At 64.4% G+C, this 15,824-nt stretch carries 14 protein-coding genes; 4 read left to right on the top strand and 10 right to left on the bottom strand.

What is annotated here, in order from left to right; all coding sequences use genetic code 11:
* Nucleotides 1–2 precede the first annotated feature (2 nt).
* From VNH11_19685 to VNH11_19675, 3 genes are all read right to left on the bottom strand, one after another.
* Nucleotides 3–1,307: a hypothetical protein gene (locus VNH11_19685; protein ID HVA48597.1), complete on the bottom strand. Its 1,305-nt coding sequence runs from the start codon at nt 1,305–1,307 to the stop codon at nt 3–5.
* A 150-nt stretch (nt 1,308–1,457) separates the two neighbouring features.
* Nucleotides 1,458–2,795, bottom strand: a complete 1,338-nt coding sequence (locus VNH11_19680) for a transporter (GenBank protein HVA48596.1) — start codon at nt 2,793–2,795, stop codon at nt 1,458–1,460.
* A gap of 164 nt (nt 2,796–2,959) precedes the next feature.
* Nucleotides 2,960–3,397 carry an Rrf2 family transcriptional regulator gene (locus VNH11_19675; GenBank protein ID HVA48595.1) on the bottom strand — a complete coding sequence of 146 codons (438 nt, stop codon included), beginning with the start codon at nt 3,395–3,397 and terminating at the stop codon, nt 2,960–2,962.
* Between the two features lie 228 nt (nt 3,398–3,625).
* On the opposite strand from VNH11_19675, the gene VNH11_19670 reads away from it, so the two are divergent.
* A complete protein-coding gene (locus tag VNH11_19670) occupies nt 3,626–4,174 on the top strand; it encodes a DUF3365 domain-containing protein (protein HVA48594.1) in 549 nt (182 codons plus the stop codon).
* A 113-nt stretch (nt 4,175–4,287) separates the two neighbouring features.
* Nucleotides 4,288–5,289 carry a hypothetical protein gene (locus VNH11_19665; GenBank protein ID HVA48593.1) on the top strand — a complete coding sequence of 334 codons (1,002 nt, stop codon included), beginning with the start codon at nt 4,288–4,290 and terminating at the stop codon, nt 5,287–5,289.
* On the opposite strand, the gene VNH11_19660 is transcribed toward VNH11_19665, so the two are convergent.
* From VNH11_19660 to VNH11_19650, 3 genes are read right to left on the bottom strand one after another with little or no spacing between them, the layout of a single operon-like run.
* Nucleotides 5,290–5,430 carry a hypothetical protein gene (locus VNH11_19660; GenBank protein ID HVA48592.1) on the bottom strand — a complete coding sequence of 47 codons (141 nt, stop codon included), beginning with the start codon at nt 5,428–5,430 and terminating at the stop codon, nt 5,290–5,292.
* A 44-nt stretch (nt 5,431–5,474) separates the two neighbouring features.
* Complete coding sequence (locus tag VNH11_19655; protein HVA48591.1) at nt 5,475–6,665, bottom strand: amidohydrolase family protein; 1,191 nt, start codon at nt 6,663–6,665, stop codon at nt 5,475–5,477.
* Nucleotides 6,666–7,442: a Uma2 family endonuclease gene (locus VNH11_19650; GenBank protein ID HVA48590.1), complete on the bottom strand. Its 777-nt coding sequence runs from the start codon at nt 7,440–7,442 to the stop codon at nt 6,666–6,668.
* Nucleotides 7,443–7,496: 54 nt separating this feature from the next.
* Here VNH11_19650 and VNH11_19645 point away from each other — a divergent pair, with 54 nt between their 5' ends.
* Nucleotides 7,497–8,987: a glycosyltransferase family 39 protein gene (locus tag VNH11_19645; GenBank protein HVA48589.1), complete on the top strand. Its 1,491-nt coding sequence runs from the start codon at nt 7,497–7,499 to the stop codon at nt 8,985–8,987.
* Nucleotides 8,988–9,237: 250 nt separating this feature from the next.
* Nucleotides 9,238–9,432, top strand: a complete 195-nt coding sequence (locus VNH11_19640; protein HVA48588.1) for a hypothetical protein — start codon at nt 9,238–9,240, stop codon at nt 9,430–9,432.
* A gap of 276 nt (nt 9,433–9,708) precedes the next feature.
* On the opposite strand, the gene VNH11_19635 is transcribed toward VNH11_19640, so the two are convergent.
* From VNH11_19635 to VNH11_19620, 4 genes are read right to left on the bottom strand one after another with little or no spacing between them, the layout of a single operon-like run.
* On the bottom strand, nt 9,709–10,404 hold the full coding sequence (locus VNH11_19635; GenBank protein HVA48587.1) for a (5-formylfuran-3-yl)methyl phosphate synthase: 696 nt from the start codon (nt 10,402–10,404) through the stop codon (nt 9,709–9,711).
* The gene (locus VNH11_19630; GenBank protein ID HVA48586.1) at nt 10,401–10,949 is read right to left on the bottom strand and encodes a hypothetical protein; all 549 of its coding nucleotides are present in this window, start codon (nt 10,947–10,949) and stop codon (nt 10,401–10,403) included. The genes VNH11_19635 and VNH11_19630 overlap by 4 nt, the downstream gene beginning before the upstream one ends.
* A complete protein-coding gene (locus tag VNH11_19625; GenBank protein ID HVA48585.1) occupies nt 10,942–12,285 on the bottom strand; it encodes a replication-associated recombination protein A in 1,344 nt (447 codons plus the stop codon). The genes VNH11_19630 and VNH11_19625 overlap by 8 nt, the downstream gene beginning before the upstream one ends.
* A 44-nt stretch (nt 12,286–12,329) precedes the next feature.
* Entirely contained in the window at nt 12,330–15,434 is a 3,105-nt protein-coding gene (locus VNH11_19620; protein HVA48584.1) for a PAS domain-containing protein, read from the bottom strand.
* Nucleotides 15,435–15,824: the final 390 nt, after the last annotated feature.

The raw sequence follows: 15,824 nt of genomic DNA, 5'->3' as shown, positions 1-15,824 counted from the left end.
AATCAAGGAATCTCAGGGTAACAGCTTTCGCCGCCCTGCGTGGGCCGCGTCAGGACGTAACCAACGCAGCGGCAGGTACTTCCGGCAGGAGGTGCTGGCAGAACTCCAACGGGAAGTGTTACCCTGCTTTGAACCACGCCGGAGTTTCCCATGATCGGCGCGGGCGGCGGCGCCGCATCGATTTTGCGGCGCTGCGCGAGCGAATACAGTCCGACCCGCTCTTCGGCCATCACGAGCGCGCTCAAAAACCCGGCCCCGTTCTGGTCCGCCGCGGCCTCGCGCGGCGGCTCGAGCAGGATGATGAAGCCGTGCCGCGGAGCGAAGACGACGGAGACCTGCTCGTCCGGAAAACGAATCAGCAGTTCCTCGTCTCTCTCATCGAACCGTTCGACCCATTCGGCCAGCTTCAACAGCGCCGCCTCTTCGCGGGTGAGCGGTCCGTCAAGCGGCGGCGCCGGCTTGTACTCTTCGACGTAGAGCAGCGGCCGCCATTCGTCGTCGCGTTTTTCGGGATCTCCCAACCTCCATTGAACTCGCACGAATCGCCCGGACCGCTCCAACCGCTGCTCGATCCGCTCGCGCAGGCCGCGCGTCAACGGCGCTCGCGGGTCGAGGGCAAGATACGGTCTCAGCGCCTCGCGATCACGTTCGACGCCTGCGTAGACAATATCACTCGCCTTCGAGCACGCTCCCTCGTCGGCAACTTCCACCTTCAGCGTCCCTTTTTTCGTCTCCCGGTCCGGCTCGATGCTCACTTTTAACGTCGCTCGATAATAGCCCTGATCGCCGGCCAATTCGGTGACCTTCGACCTCAGCCAGGTCTGGTATTCGGCGTTGAACGACGCCGGCGCATCACCGGCCCAAAGCGGCGGCGTGCCGCCCTTGGCTTTGGGCTGGGTCAGCTCCTGCTGGATTCGATCGGCATCGATGGCCTGGCATCCGATCACGCGGACTTCGCCTTGCGTGTAGCGGTCGCCTTCGTCGAGCGTCACCCCGATTTGGTCTCCACCCGCCGCGACGGCGACTTTGACGTCGGGGAAGCCGGCACACTGGTAACCGGCGATCATTTTCTCGGCGACGATCGCGGTGAAAGTGTCGAGCAGCGCGACTTTGTTGCTGGCGGCGACGACCTCCAGTTCGTTGAACAGGGCCTCGCGTATCTCGTCGCGCGAAAACGTCTTCGCGCCTTCAATGGCCAGCCGCACGCGGTCGCCAAGGCCGCCGGCTCGCGGTGTATCGTCGGCGGCCGAGGCCACCACCGTCAACAGAGCAACGCAAAACGGTGCGAACCATCCCTGGACCTTCATCGTTCGACTCCCTTCGAAGAAAACAGCATGGGGCGCGTGACCGACGCTCGCGCGTGTCAGGTCCGCCCAATTTAACGCGGTTCTTCCCATGGGGGCAATGCCATGTTGCCGGAATCGTCACCAGCGGATGATGACGTTGCTGGACGCGGACTACCACCGCCCCGAAAAGCCGGCGCCCGTGAAGAAGTCGTTCACGCGGTCGCTGATCTGTCGGCCGACGCGGACGTCGAATTGCACGTTGGGAGTGGCGTAAAGATAAAGCCCCATGTCCAGAAAGTGCTGGGCGCGCGTGTCGCCGCCGCCGGTGCCGGAGATCATGAACCACTCGTGAAACGCGCCCACCCGCTTGGTCCACTGCGTCAACAGCGACAGCGATTCGTGCCAGGAGTTCGGCGGTGACCGCACGGCGACGAAGCCGGGATTCGACGATCCGGTCAGCGGTGTGACGAACTGCGGGCTCGATGTATGGACAAAATCACAGCCGGTTTGCCACTTCAAATAGAGCCAGCGGCGGAGGCCCCAGCCGGCAAGCAGATTGAAGTGCGGCTGCACGAAGTTGGCGCTGACGCCTGGCGCGCCGGTGGGCAAGGTCATGCCCGCCACCAGCGTCGTCATCGGCCGCCAGCCCCTCTGTTGCAGAATCTCATACTTGAACCCCACGTCGATGTCTTCGCTGCCGAAGTTGTTTTGCTGCGCGCCGGTGTGCGGGTCGCGGATGTTCGACATCAGATAGCCCGGCCACTTCAAGCGCAACTCGAACTCGTCGGTCAGCCCGTGGCGCAGCAGCGATTCGGGCAACTGCCGCGTGTTGACCTGCTGGTCGAAGGTGTTGATCTTGCTGTACGTGAAGCCGGTTTCAAGATAGGTCACGCCTTTGCCCACGGTATAAACGGCGTCGGTGAAGTCGGGCCGGTCGGTGTTGATAATGTTGTAAAAGTCCCACTCCGCTTCAACCGGGACGTTGAAGATGTTGGGCCGCAGCGAATACCAGAAGCTGCCCGGGTCGTCGTTCTCCAGACTTTCCGGCCGCGGATATTCGGCCGGATCGGTAACGACGATATTTGGCGAGCCCCAGTAAGGCCGGCGCGGAAAACCGCTTTGATTGTTCGGCGACAAATCCTCGGCCCGTACCGGCGTCGCGGCAAGCAGCACGACGAGCGACGCGAGAACCCCCAGCGCCCATTTCCGCCACACCGGCGGCAGCCGGGCACGCAAGGACCTCGATGAGTCGGGCGAGCTCAGTGCCTGGGCATTTTTGTCGCGTGCCCGGCGCCGCCCAGTCCGAAGGGAAAGCCGGCCCTTTTTCGGCGGCAGCCATATTCGTGGATCGGACGCCGCGTCGTCGGCCACCGGCGGTTGCCCATTGGGTTGATCGAGCGCGAGTACACCGGGCAGCAACGAATGAACGGCCGCTCGCGGCAAGCCGTCAGATCGCTCGGCCGACGATCCTATTACCGCCGCGGTCGCCAAAACGAGTGTCGCTAGCATCCAAGCATCCGCCGACTTGTGCATTGCAAGTAGAATCGGCATGACCGGCACATTCGCTACATTCGTTTCTCGCAGGGCGACGTCACGCGCGGACACCTGGAATAAGTCAAGCAGCGATTTCCCGGCAACCGATAACCACACGAGGCCGGCGTGGCACAGCCGAACTACTCCTCCACGAACGAGCAGAGCGGCTTGGGCACTTTGCCCCGCTTCGGCTCGGCCAAAAGTTCGGCGATCGTCGAAGCGCCGAGCGCCTTTTCCACCATCGCCGCGGCGTTGTCGAGCCGCCGGTGCAGCGGGCAGAGCGATTGATGCCCTTCGATCCCCAACGGGCAATGCTCGATCCGCCGCAAGGGATCGACGGCCTGCACCACATCGAGCACGGTCAATTTCTTGGCCGGCACGGCCAGCGTAAAGCCGCCGTGCAGGCCGCGTTGCGCTCGGACCAGGCCGGCCCGGCTGAGGCCCTGCATGACCTTGGCCAGGTAGCCGGCAGGCACGCGGGTGATCTCGGCGATTTGCTGCGTCGTCTGCGGTGCGTCGCTTTGGTCGGCCAGGTAGACGATGGCCCGCAGGGCGTATTCGGCGGTCTGTGAAATCATGGCGGCTTGCAGAAAAAGGATAACTGGACCTTGACATCCAGTTTAGGTCGGGTATCTTCGGGCCTGAAACGGATAACTGGACTTTATTATCCGCTATCCGCCGCGTAGAGCAAGCGTTCCCGCTTGAATCGTCGCTCGCAACGCCCCGCCCGGCCGGGCGAAAAGCAAGCGGGACGCTTGCTCTACGAACGTTCCCACCCCTTTTACCCCGCCCGGAGGACTTTGTCGATGTCTCACTTCTCTGCTCGAACTCTTGCCGCCAGCGGTTTGATCCTGGCACTTTCCGCGGCGTCGGTCGCCGTGTTGCGTGAACCCGCCGCGGACGCCGCCGACGCCGCGACCGCCGCAAAAAATCCCGACGTCGAACGGGCACGCCGCGAGGTGAAGATGCTCGATGATCTTTACAAGACGACGATCGTGTTCATCACCAATACCTACGTCGATAGCAAGAAAGACGTCGCGGCCGGCGAGATCGCCCGCGACTTATTTGCCGCCATGCGCGAGAAGGGCTGGCACGATGCCCGGCTGGTTGATGCCACCGGACATCCGACCAACGATGAGAACGTGCCGCACAGCAGCTTCGAGAAGGCGGCGATCAAACGAATCCTCGCCGGCGAAAGCTACGTCGATGAAGTGGCAACCGAAAAAGGGAAACAATATCTGCTGGCGGCCACGCTGGTGCCGGTCGTCAACGAAAAGTGCATGACGTGTCATCCGGCTTACAAGAAGGTCGGGCAGGTGATCGGCGCGGTGAGCTACAAACTGCCGATCGAGTAGCCCCGTCCGGCCAAGCTCTGTCCCAGCCACCATGTATTCTGGCCCCAATGTCAGCCGCGTGCTATATAGGTGCGTCGCGTGGGCCGAATCGAGATAGGCGGAGGGATCGCGCCGTGGGTTATATTGTCGGAACGGATGAAGCCGGTTACGCCCCGAACCTGGGGCCGTTGGTGATCTCGGCCACGGTGTGGTCGGTGCCGGGCGAGCCGCGCGAAGTCGATCTCTATAAGCTGCTTCGCAGGGCGGTCGTCAAAACACCGCCCACCAAGACGCCGAGAAAGAAAACTGCCGGCGAGTGCCCGCCGCGCTCGTCGGCGCCGCGGCGATTGGTGCTGGCCGATTCGAAGGTGGTCTATCGGCCGCCGGAAGGTCTCGGTGCGTTGGAGTTGGGCGTGCTCGCGGCCTTGGCCCTTGGCGGTCATCGTCCGGCAAGTTGGCGCGAAGTCTGGCGAGTGCTGGATCACCATGCGGCCGGCGAACTCGACCGGTTCCCCTGGCATCGCGACTACGACTGCGCGTTGCCGGTCGCGGCCGACGGCGAGCAGCTCGGCCTGCTGGCGGGGCAACTGATCGCCGAAGCCGACAAGGCCGGCGTCAGGCTGCTGGCGGTCCGCAGTCGGGCGGTCTTCGCCGACCATTGGAACGCGCTCACCGAAGAGCACAACAAGAGCACCGCGCTTTCGCTGCTGACGCTCGAATTGCTGAGCGAAGTGCTCGCTGCGCTGCCGCCGGCGCCCGTCGCGGTGATTTGCGACAAGCACGGCGGGCGCAACTTTTATCAACCGCTTTTGCAACGGCACGTATCGCACCTGGTCGAGGTCTACGGCGAGGGCCGCAACGAGAGCATTTATCGCTGGGGGCCGGACGATTGCCGCACGGAGGTCGTGTTCCGCGTCAACGCCGAGCGGTATCTGCCCTGCGCGGTCGCGTCGATGACCTCCAAATACTTGCGCGAGCTGGCGATGCGGCCGTTCAACCGGTATTGGGCCGGGCATCTGCCGGAACTGCGGCCGACGGCAGGCTATCCGCTCGACGCCGGCCGCTTCAAGGCCGACATTGCCGCGATGCAAGCCGCGCTCGGCATCGACGACCGGATCTTGTGGCGGAACCGGTAGCTAAGCCCGCAGATAGCCCTCCACGATCCGGCCAATCCAGAACAGCGCGAAGCCGGCCACCATCACGATCAGCATCCGGCCGACACTGATCGCGTCGGCAATCTGCAAGAGCATGCTCAACGGAAGCAGAACGAGAGCCACGAGCTGCAATCCACGGGCAAACTGTCGCACGGCCGGCCCTCGCTTTATTCGCCGCCAGGCTCGCCGCACACAACTTCGCCCGCCACGATGGTGGAACGGACCGTGAACTGCGGCTGGTCCGACGCATCGAGATCGAAGAGCACCAGGTCGGCCAAGTCGCCGGGACGCAAAGTGCCGGGCGGCCGGCCCAGCAACCGGTTCGGATGAATGCTGGCCATCGCCACGGCCGTCGCCAGATCGATGCCGGCGAACCGCATCACGTTTGCCACACCGACGCCGATCGGCAGAGTGGCACCGGCGAGCAACTGCGTTTGCCCGGCCACCACCAGCCGGCCATCTGCGAGTAGCTCGACGTCGCCGCCGCTGCTGGCGTGCCGGCCCGGCGGCAGGCCGGCCAGGCCCGACACGTCGCTCACCAGGATGCAGCGTTGGGGCGACTTGGCACGCACGATCGACTTCACCACCTCGCCGGGCAAGTGATGGCCGTCGACAATCAAGCTGGCCATCAAGCGGTCTTCGGCCATTTGGTGCCAAACGTAGTTCGGATGCCGACGGATGACGCCATGCGCACCGTTGCCCAGGTGCGTGCTCAGCCGAGCACCCGCCTCGACGGCCGCCTGAATCTGCTCGCCGTCGGCCGCCGTATGGCCGATCGCCGCCACCACCTGATGGGCCGACACGCGGGCAATAAAATCGGCCGCGCCCGGAAACTCCGGCGACATCGTAAGGATGCGGATCCGCCCGCCGGCGGCTTCCTGCAAGTGCTGGAACTCGTCCCAATTCGGTTGGCGGCAATGCTCGCGCGGATGCGCGCCGCGCGGCCCGTCCTCACTCGAGATATACGGCCCTTCCAGATGAACGCCGATAACGGAGCGGGCGATGTCGGGAAAGGTATGGCAGGCAAAATCGATCGCCCGCAGGCCGTGGGCAAGGCAATCGAAGCTCTGGGTCGTCAGCGTGGGGCAGAGGCCGGTCACGCCGAAGGCCCAGTGTTGCCGCACGATCTTGGCGACGTCTTCGGGCGTCAGCTTCGGCGAGCTGAACTCCTGCCCGGCGTAACCGTTGACCTGGAGATCGACGAAGCCTGGGGCGACCCACGGCAGCCTGTGGGCCGATTGTCCTTCGATGGCTTGACGCTGGACGCGGACGATACGGCCTTCATCGATATCGAAGCGCGCTGGCCGGCCGGTATCGAAGCGTCGGGCAACAAAATGGAACATGGGGTGAGTTGTCATCTACTTTTGTTTCCGGTCATCCGGCGGCAGCTTGGCACGCAACCGGGCCAGTTCGGCTTCGAGAGTGGCGGCTTGGCGTTTTGCTTCTTCAGCCTCACGCTTGGCCTTGTCAGCGTCTCGTTTTGCCTTGTTCGTTTCGCGCTCGGCTTTTTTGACCTCGCTTCGCGCTTGCTTGGCTTGTTCTGCGAGTTCGTCGGCCGTCGGCAGTGGCTTACCTCTGGGATCGATCAATCGCAACAGGTGGTCTTCGATCGCCAGCACCAGCCCCAGCTCGCGACTGAAAAGTTGCCCGGCGTCGTTCGGCGGCAGCGCGACGTACTTTCCGGCCACGAGCTCGAAGCCCTGCAGCCGCGGCCGAAGGTATTCGCCCTCGGGGTCGAACGGGAACAGCTCCTTCACTCCGATCGACGCGTAGACCGGCGGTTTTTCGACCTCGTCTTCGCGCCGCGTCTTCTTCGACGTCACTTCGATAATCACCGTCGGCGGAACGCCTTCTTCCCAAGTGCGGAACGAACGGCGCATGTGTTTGCCCACGACGTTTTTCGCCAACATCACATCCGGACCGCGAACCGCGCTGGGATTGCCTTCCTCGTAATAAAGCAGCATGTCCGCGGCGACATACACGTGGTCGTGCGAGCGGAACCATTGCTTCAAGGCGGTGTAAAGATAAACGATCGCGGCAAGGTGATAATCGGTTTCGGCCATCGGTTCCCCGTCCGAATCGGGATAGAGCGGGTCACGGCTGGTGCCTGGCAGCGGGCGAATGGAAATGGACATAATCGTATTCAGCGGAATCAAGGGCAACAATGTATGATACCGTGGAGACTGCCGTTGCTGAAACCTATACCGACCTTGTTCCTGATCGCGCTGGTCTTTGTGGTGCTGCGCTTGCCGGTGACGTACCGGCAGGAAGGCGGCGAAGACGAAGAGTTCTATGCCGTGCCGGGCTGGACCGTGGCGACGGAAGGCGTGCCGCGTGTTCCCTACGTGCCGGCGCGCGACCACCGAAGCTGGTTTTACCGGGTCGATACGGCGCTGTTCGCCATGCCGCCGGCTTACTTTTATTGGCAAGCACCGTTCTACCGGCTTTTGCCGGCGGGCTACGGCACGGCGCGGCTGGCGTCGGCCGTCGCCGGACTGGTCGCCGTCTGGCTGGTTTTCGAGCTGGGCCGACAGGTGTTGGGCGACGAAACGGTCGGACTTTGGGCGGCGGCACTCTATTCGCTGTCGCGGACGTTTTTCTTTCCGGCGGTCCGTGCCCGGCCCGACATGCTCTGCGGCATGCTCGGACTGGCGGCCCTGCTGGCCGTTGGGTCTTGGCAGGCAACGGGCCGTTGGCGGCGGCTGGCGTTGGCCGGCGCTCTGCTGGGCCTGGGACTCTTGACGCACCCGTTTGCTTTCGCTTATTGCCTGCAAATCGCGGGTTGGGTGGCCATCTCGGCGAGCGGCGTCAAACGCCGGTTGACGGACCTCGCCGTGCTCACGGGTTCGGCGCTGGCCACGTTTGCCCTGTGGACGCCGCTCATCGTCCGCTGGCCGGAACTGTTCCGCGAGCAGTTTGTCAAGAACGTGATCGACCAGGCGGGTCCGGGCCTGCTGACCCGGATGTTGTTGCCTTGGGAATCGCTGGTCTACCACTACCACCTGCTGCTGGAGTATGCGCAGCCGTTGCAGTTGGGCCTGATGGCGACGGGCCTTGTCGCGGCGACATGGTTGGCGGTGGCGAATCGCCGGCGGCAGGCAAGGCTGCTCGTGGCCCTGGCCTGGTCGGCGGTGTACCTGCTGGTGACGGTGCAGGGACCGCACGGCGCCAAGGGCTACTGGTGTTACCCGGCCGCGCTGGTCTGGTTGTGTGTGGCGTTCGCGGTGGTCAATCTCGGCCGCTGGCTGTCCGCCGAAGCGCGCCGGCCGCGCTTGAGGAGCATCGCCTTGGGCGGAGTGCTGGCGGCGGCGATGTTGCCAGGGCTCGGCCTGCGCACGTGGTGGACGCACGCGCGGCATTGGAACGATGTGGACTACAACGCGCCGCGGTTTGCGCGCGAGTTGCTGGGCGACCTGCCGCCGGATGCCCGATTGGTGCTTGACGAGGCGTTCGTGTTCGACGCTTATCTGGCGGGGCGCAACGTCGCGCTGGCCTGCAACAATCCGTTTTATTATGAGTCGGCGGAGCGGCCGTACGACTATCTCGTCATCACGCGGCTGGGCCGACAGAAAGGGATCGCGGCTTCGATGAACGGTCGCCTGCTGCGGGAATATGGAGATCCTCACGACCTCTTTGCCTGCTATGCGCAGGTGTACGTGCCGGCAAAGAAGCCGCCATAATCTTGAAGCGCCCGCCGCCACGCAAGACTCGCTTTCCCTGGTTGGTTGCCAGCTTAACCTGCCGGCATCGCTGCCGGCATGTTGCGAACGCCGCGTAAGCCGCGTTACACTGCTGGACGCTGCCCCGTTTCAAAAAGGAAAATGGCGATGATCGCAGCCTGTGGCGAAAGCTCAACGGCTCGCTGGGGCTCTGGTCGATCGACGTGGAAGATATTATCGAGTATTAGCATCGCTCGTCAAAATGAACTTGATGAATCGTCGCGTTTATGTGGAGATCACGATACCGAGTTTTTATTATGAGGTTCGGTCGGAGCCAGAGATGCTGGCGCGGCGGGCCTGGACGCGCCAATGGTGGGACGACCACCGATGGGACTTTGACGTCGTGACCAGCGCAGCCGTTGTCGATGAATTGGAAGGTCGTTGGTCACGCCGCTGGAACTATTAGGAGAGGGCGAACCCTCATGAAGGACGATCCTGCGATTCAAGCCGTGCGCGATGTACGCCACCGAATTTCCGCGGCGGTAGGGCACGATCCGCGAAAGCTGGTCGAGTATTATCGGAAGCTCCAGGAACGCCACCCAGAGCGGATTGTTTCAGCAGCAACGCCACCTGAGCCGCGGGATGCGGCCGCCGCGGATCAGCGCAGTTAAGCGCAAACTTTGACACCGACGCGGCGAAGGCGTTAAACTGCCGGCTCCGCCGTCTTCCTGTCGTGAGGAGCCTACACAACCACACGCATTCGCCATTCAGCGACCTTCGCCGGACAAACATCGTCGTCGCGGGCGCCTCCGCAAACGGCGCCGCGAACGGCCAGATAGCCCGGCGAAAGAGATAGCGCCCGCTCGACGTTCGTCAGGCTGAGCGAACCGGCCAACACGGTCAGCAGGCCGCCGTCGTGCGCCTGGCGAATAAGATCGCCAAGCCGTGTGACACTGAGATGCGCAAAAACGTCCCCGGAGTCTTTGCGCCAGGTGTCGATCAACAAGGCACGGCAGCCATTGCCGGCCGCCTCCGCAAGAACCGCGTTCGGTTCGGGCGCGGCGGCGGTCTGCCAATCGGCATACGCCACCGCGACCGGTTGACAATGCGACGGAAACGAATGAATGGCTCGCTGCCATTGCGACCGCCAGTCGGGCAGGCCGGCACATCGGGCCAGGCCGATCTTGGCGTAGACGATGCCCGGCGGTATCTGGTGGCAGAAGTGACGGTCGCTCGGCGTCCAGTCGGCCAGTTCGCCCAAGGCCATGCTCAGCGGATTGTCCGGCGCCAGATCGCGGCTGACTTCGAGGGCCACGTCGGGCGTCACGCGGCCCAACGGTCCGTGCCGCGGTTCCTTCAGGTCGATCAAGTCGACGCCCGCCGCCGCGGCCAAACGGGCCTCGTCGAGCGAACGGACGCTGACCAGTAAGCGGGTCATCGAGCGGCCTCGCGCGGCAGGGCCTGTTTGACTTCCGCCAGACGGGCGTTCAGACGGTTGACCAAAGCGACGCTCAGCGGCTGGCACCAGGTTCCGCGGATGGTGATGTAGTGCCCGCACCACGTGCCGAGCTGCCGGTTGACTTCGACGCGTTCCCACTCGCCGGCCCGCTCGGCCAGTCGCACGACAAAGTTCGCGACTTGGGCGGCTTCGTAACGTTTGCCCGGCAAGAAGCTAGGGCCTTGTCCCAGCAAGAAGCCTTCCACCACTTCCAGCGGCACCGCCACCGGCCGCAGGCTGCCAAGCTGCACCAGCAGCCGCCGGCCGTCGCACGCCAAGCGGGCCTGCCGCGATTGCCAGAACAAGAACAGCAGCCCCACCAGTGAGACGCCGCTAACCATCGCGCCGGGCACCAGCAGCCATCCGCGCCCTGGACCGCTTCGCGCGGCCGCCACTAGGGCCATTCCCGCAACGAATGCGGCCGCCGGCAGAATCGCGGCAAAGGCCAGAAAGCGGCGATTCGGTCGCAACCAAATCTCAAACATCACCGTCGGTCCGTTGCCGGCCCTCACGCAATTTGGCACGGATCGTCTGCAACCGCTCGGCCAACTCGGCCTCGAACCCGCGCGGCACGGGCCGATAGTATTCGCGCTCCACGCCCAAATAATCCTGAGCGGCGATGCCGCCCTCAACGTCGTGCGAATACTGATAGCCTTCGCCAAGCCCTAACCGCTTGGCGCCCGGATAGTGCCGGTCGCGCAAGTGGACGGGCACCGGCAGCAGCCGCCCTTCGGCCACGTCGCGCCGGGCCTCGCCGATGCCCACCGTGGCCGCGTTCGATTTGGGTGCGCAAGCCAGATACGTCACGGCCTGAGCCAGCGGCAATTGGCACTCCGGCAGCCCGACGAACTCGCAGGCCTGCATCGCGGCCACGGCCAGCAACAGGGCCTGCGGATCGGCGTTGCCGATGTCTTCGCTGGCGGCAATCACAATCCGCCGGGCAAGAAACCGAACATCTTCGCCCGACTCGAGCATGCGGGCCAGCCAATAGAGGGCCGCGTCGGGGTCGCTGCCGCGGATGCTCTTGATCAACGCGCTGGCGGCATCGTAGTGGGCGTCGCCCGTGGCGTCGTACTCGATCGCCTTGCGTTGCACCGATTCCGCGGCCAGCGCCCGAGTGAACACCAGCGGCCGCTCGTCGCTCGACAAGACGCCGACCTCCAGCGCCGCCAACGCACGCCGGGCATCGCCGTCACTCACCTCGGCCAGAAAATCGAGCGCGTTTTCCTCCATGCGCACGTCTTCGCCCCCCAGCCCCCGCTCGCCATCGGCCAGTGCCCGGCGGACGACCGTCTTGATATCGTCGTTCGACAGCGGTTGGAACTGAAAGATTCGGCTGCGGCTGACCAGCGCGCTGTTGATGGCGAAAAAGGGGTTTTGCGTGGTGGCGCCGACCAGTACGATCGAGCCGTCTTCGACGTCCGGCAATAGCACGTCTTGCTGTGCCCGGTTGAAGCGATGGATCTCATCGACGAAGAGCAGCGTTTTCTGCCCCCTGGCCGCCAGCCGGTCGCGGGCCGCGTCGATGACGTCGCGCAGATCCTTGACCCCGCTGGTGACGGCGTTGAGTTGCTGATAATGACTGCGGCTTTCGTGGGCCAGCAACCGCGCCAGCGTCGTTTTGCCGGTGCCGGGCGGCCCGTAGAAAATGACCGAGCCGAGGCGGTCGGCTTTCAACAGCCGTCGCAGCAGCTTCCCTTTGCCCAAGAAGTGCTGCTGGCCGGCGAACTCGGCGAGCGACCGCGGCCGCATGCGGGCCGCCAGCGGCTCGGCGTTCCGCCGATTGGCCGCTTCAGCCGCCTCGAACAGTGATGAACTCATCCGTCTATTGAAACAGGTTTCGTAGCGAAGCTCAATTGCCTGCGCTAGGTCAGGCTGCGGTCCAGCGCTTCGAGCTGCGGCAGGACATGCTCCACGTCAGCGACCAGCGAGGCGCACGCCTGGCCGGCCTCGACGGCATCGCAGTCGTCGGTGAGCGCCTCCAGCCGAGAAGCGGCGTCTTGGGCGGTGGCGAGGCCGAAGTGCCCCAGCGCGCCCTTGACGGTGTGACCCAAGCGACGCACCTGTTCCCAGTCGCCGCTGGCAGCCGCGGCGTCGAGCGCTGCACGCCAGCGAGGCCACTCGTCGACGAAGGCGCGAATCAACTCTTGCAACAGTTCTTCATCGCCTGCCACACGTGCCAGCGCGTGCCGCGCATCGAAGCAAGGGGCCTCGTCCGACGGCGTGCCGCGCCGGCAACACGCATCGCCCGCGGTCGCACACTCGACAAGCTCCAGCAGCCGGCCGGCCTGGATCGGTTTGGAGATGTACTCGTCCATGCCGGCCGCCAGGCAGCGCTCGCGGTCGCCCTTCATGGCGTGGGCGGTCATGGCGATGATCGGCAGACGGCCGCCCCCGGCCCGTTCGCGCCGGCGAATCTCGGCAGTGGCCTCGAAGCCGCTCAGCTCCGGCATCTGCACGTCCATCAATACCAGGTCGAAGCAACCCGTTTCGATCGCCGATAGGGCGGCGCGGCCGTTCGAGACAACCTCGACGTCGTGACCTCGTTTTTCCAACACGTGCCTGACGAACTTCTGATTGACGGCGTTGTCTTCCGCCAGCAGAATCCGCAGCCGCCGGGCGGCCGGTGCGGCAATGCTGGCGGGCTTCTCCTCTTGACGCAACGACACGCCCAGCGAGGTCATGATCGCATCGAACAGCTCCGATTGCTTGATCGGCTTCATCAGCGACGCCGCCAGCCGCGGCTGCTGGTCGCGCGAAAGCGGATCGGACGACGACAACATCATGATCGTCGCCCCGGCGTACTTCAGGTCGTCGTTGATCCGGCGCGCCAGCTCATAACCATCGACGTCGGGCATCAAGGCGTCGAGCAACACCAGCGGATACGGTTCGCCCGCTGCGCAGGCCCGTTCCATTTCGCCCAGCGCCTCGTCGGCACTGGCCACCACCGTCGGCCGCATGTGCCAGTTGCGCAACATCTCTTCCAAGATGCGGCGGTTGGTGGTGTTGTCATCCACCACCAGCACCCGCAAGTCTTGCAGGTCGACCGGGCTGGCGGGCGTCGCGCTCCCCAGCGGCGTGCTGGCGACGGCAAATCGGGCGGTGAAATGGAACGTGCTGCCGCGGCCCGGTTCGCTCTCGACCCAGATCCGCCCGCCCATCAACTCGACCAATCGGGCGGAGATGGCCAGACCCAGCCCCGTTCCGCCGAAGCGGCGCGTGGTTGAGCCATCGGCCTGCACGAAGGGCGCGAAGATCGACTGCTGCTTGTCGGGCGAAATGCCGATGCCCGTGTCGCGGACCGCGAAGTGCAGCACGACTTCGTCCAAAGTAGCAGGCAGAGTCCGTGTGCCGTCCGCAGTCGCCGCCTCGCGCTCCACCCGCATCACCACCTCGCCCGCGTCGGTGAACTTGATGGCGTTGCCCACGATGTTGACCACAATCTGCCGCAGCCGCGCGGCGTCGCCCACCAGTCCGTCGGGCACGTCGGCCAACACCTGGCAGGCAAGCTCCAGCCCTTTGCGGTGTGCCCGTAAGGCCAGCGTTTTCATGGTGTCGCCCAGCGTGTCGCGGAGGGGAAACGCCAGCGATTCGAGATCGAGCTTGCCGGCTTCGATCTTGGAGAAATCGAGGATGTCGTTGATCACCGAGAGCAGGCCGTCGGCCGAATCGCGGACCATGTTCAAGAACTCGCGCTGCTGCGAGGTGAGGTCGGTGTCGAGCGCCAGCTCGGTCATGCCGATGATGCCGTTCATGGGCGTGCGAATCTCATGGCTGACGTTCGCCAGAAACTCGCTCTTGGCGCGGCTTGCCTCTTCGGCCGCCTGCTTGGCCCGGCGCAGCTCCTCTTCGGCCTGCTTGGCGGCCGTGATGTCTTCCGAAATGCCCACCAGGTACGTCGGCCGGCCCCGCTCGTCGAACAGCGGAATCTTGCGGGTATGAAGAATCCGCTCGCCGAAGCGGGTCTCGATCGCCTCTTCCGGAATATCGAGCATCCGCCGCGACCGCAGCACGTCGCGGTCTTTGGCCACGAAAAAGTCGGCTTCGTCGGCGGGGAACAAGTCGTAGTCGCTCTTGCCAAGCAGCTCTTCGCGCGAGAAGCCCAGCAGCCGCTCGCCGGCCTTGTTCAGCCGTTCCAGCCGCAGGTGCTCGGCGTCTTTCACAAACAGCATGATCGGCAGCTCGTCGAGCACCTCATCGAGAAAGCGGGTGAGCTGCTCCAGCTCGCTTTCCATAAGCTTGCGGTCGGTGATGTCGTGCGAGATGCCGAACGTGCCGACGACGCGGCCCCGGCGGTCGCGCAGCGGCATCTTGGTGGTCGAGGCCCAGGTCACGCGGCCGTCGGGCCAAGTCTCCTTTTCTTCCATGTCGATCACCGGCCGGCCGCTGGCGATCATCTCTTGCTCGTTTGCGTATGCCTGCCGGGCGTGCTCTTCCCCAAAGAAGTCGAAATCGGTCTTGCCGCGGGCCTGCTGCGGGTCGTCGACGCCGAAGCGGCGGGCCAGCGAGCGGCTGACCTGAATGAAGCGGCTGGCCAGATCCTTGAAATAGATCGCTTCCGGCAGGTTGTCCATCAGCACTTCCAGCAGGTCGCAGTCGTCGCCCAGGGCGGCGTGCGGCTGTGGAGGCAGCGGATGGACGAGCAGCGTGAACCAGCGGCGGTCGCCCACCTGGTTTTCGACCGCGGTCAGCTCGACTTCGACGGGTCCGCCCGACTTGCGGCGTCCTTCGAGCCGCCGGGCGTTTTCGCCGTCGCGGGGCTGCAGGTAGGGCGTCAATCGGCTGGCAAAGCTGCTGCTGGCCAGGCCCGGCAGCAACACGCCCAGCGGCTGGCCCAGGAGCTCCGCCAGCGCGTAGCCGAAAATGCCGGCTGCGGCGATATTAACAGATTCGATATGGCCACTGGCATCGACGACGATCATGCCGTCGGCGGTCTGGCCTGTTTCGCGAGGTGAAATTTCGAGCGACATGCGAGGCTCCGCCATTCAAGAGTCAGCGCGATCAACGCCAAAGGATGTGCAACGAGCCCATCGTGGCTCTGTGGTGTACTTTAACCTCCCGGTCGGCGGCTGCAAAGGAACCGGATATGTTTTTTTTCTGCCGCACCGCGGACTTGGATCGATTCGGCGCCGGACAATTCGATCGGCTCATCGGTCTCGCGGTTGCGTACCCAGGCCGCGGAGAAAGGCGATCATCGCGCGATAGTTCGGATCCATTGGCATTCTCTCCTCGCTTGGCGGGAAATAATGCATTGCTCGCCGATCCGGACGACGGTGCCCGGTAGTGATGCTTGATGTTACGAAAACGCTCGCTCGCCGTGCGGTTGGGGGAGATCGCCAACGAATCGGTGATCGTCCCCC

This window comes from Pirellulales bacterium (assembly GCA_035533075.1).
In the GTDB taxonomy this organism is placed as follows: Bacteria; Planctomycetota; Planctomycetia; order Pirellulales; family JAICIG01; genus DASSFG01.
The sequence above is the reverse complement of the archived record's forward strand: the minus strand, read 5'-3'. Positions and strand labels throughout refer to the sequence as shown.

Excerpts from the sequence above, each read along its gene's own strand:
- VNH11_19685 (HVA48597.1), bottom strand. The coding sequence starts at position 1,307 with ATGAAGGTCCAGGGATGGTTCGCACCGTTTTGCGTTGCTCTGTTGACG.
- VNH11_19680 (HVA48596.1), bottom strand. The coding sequence starts at position 2,795 with ATGCTAGCGACACTCGTTTTGGCGACCGCGGCGGTAATAGGATCGTCG.
- VNH11_19675 (HVA48595.1), bottom strand. The coding sequence starts at position 3,397 with ATGATTTCACAGACCGCCGAATACGCCCTGCGGGCCATCGTCTACCTG.
- VNH11_19670 (HVA48594.1), top strand. The coding sequence starts at position 3,626 with ATGTCTCACTTCTCTGCTCGAACTCTTGCCGCCAGCGGTTTGATCCTG.
- VNH11_19655 (HVA48591.1), bottom strand. The coding sequence starts at position 6,665 with ATGACAACTCACCCCATGTTCCATTTTGTTGCCCGACGCTTCGATACC.
- VNH11_19650 (HVA48590.1), bottom strand. The coding sequence starts at position 7,442 with ATGTCCATTTCCATTCGCCCGCTGCCAGGCACCAGCCGTGACCCGCTC.
- VNH11_19640 (HVA48588.1), top strand. The coding sequence starts at position 9,238 with ATGAATCGTCGCGTTTATGTGGAGATCACGATACCGAGTTTTTATTAT.
- VNH11_19635 (HVA48587.1), bottom strand. The coding sequence starts at position 10,404 with ATGACCCGCTTACTGGTCAGCGTCCGTTCGCTCGACGAGGCCCGTTTG.
- VNH11_19630 (HVA48586.1), bottom strand. The coding sequence starts at position 10,949 with ATGTTTGAGATTTGGTTGCGACCGAATCGCCGCTTTCTGGCCTTTGCC.
- VNH11_19625 (HVA48585.1), bottom strand. The coding sequence starts at position 12,285 with ATGAGTTCATCACTGTTCGAGGCGGCTGAAGCGGCCAATCGGCGGAAC.
- VNH11_19620 (HVA48584.1), bottom strand. The coding sequence starts at position 15,434 with ATGTCGCTCGAAATTTCACCTCGCGAAACAGGCCAGACCGCCGACGGC.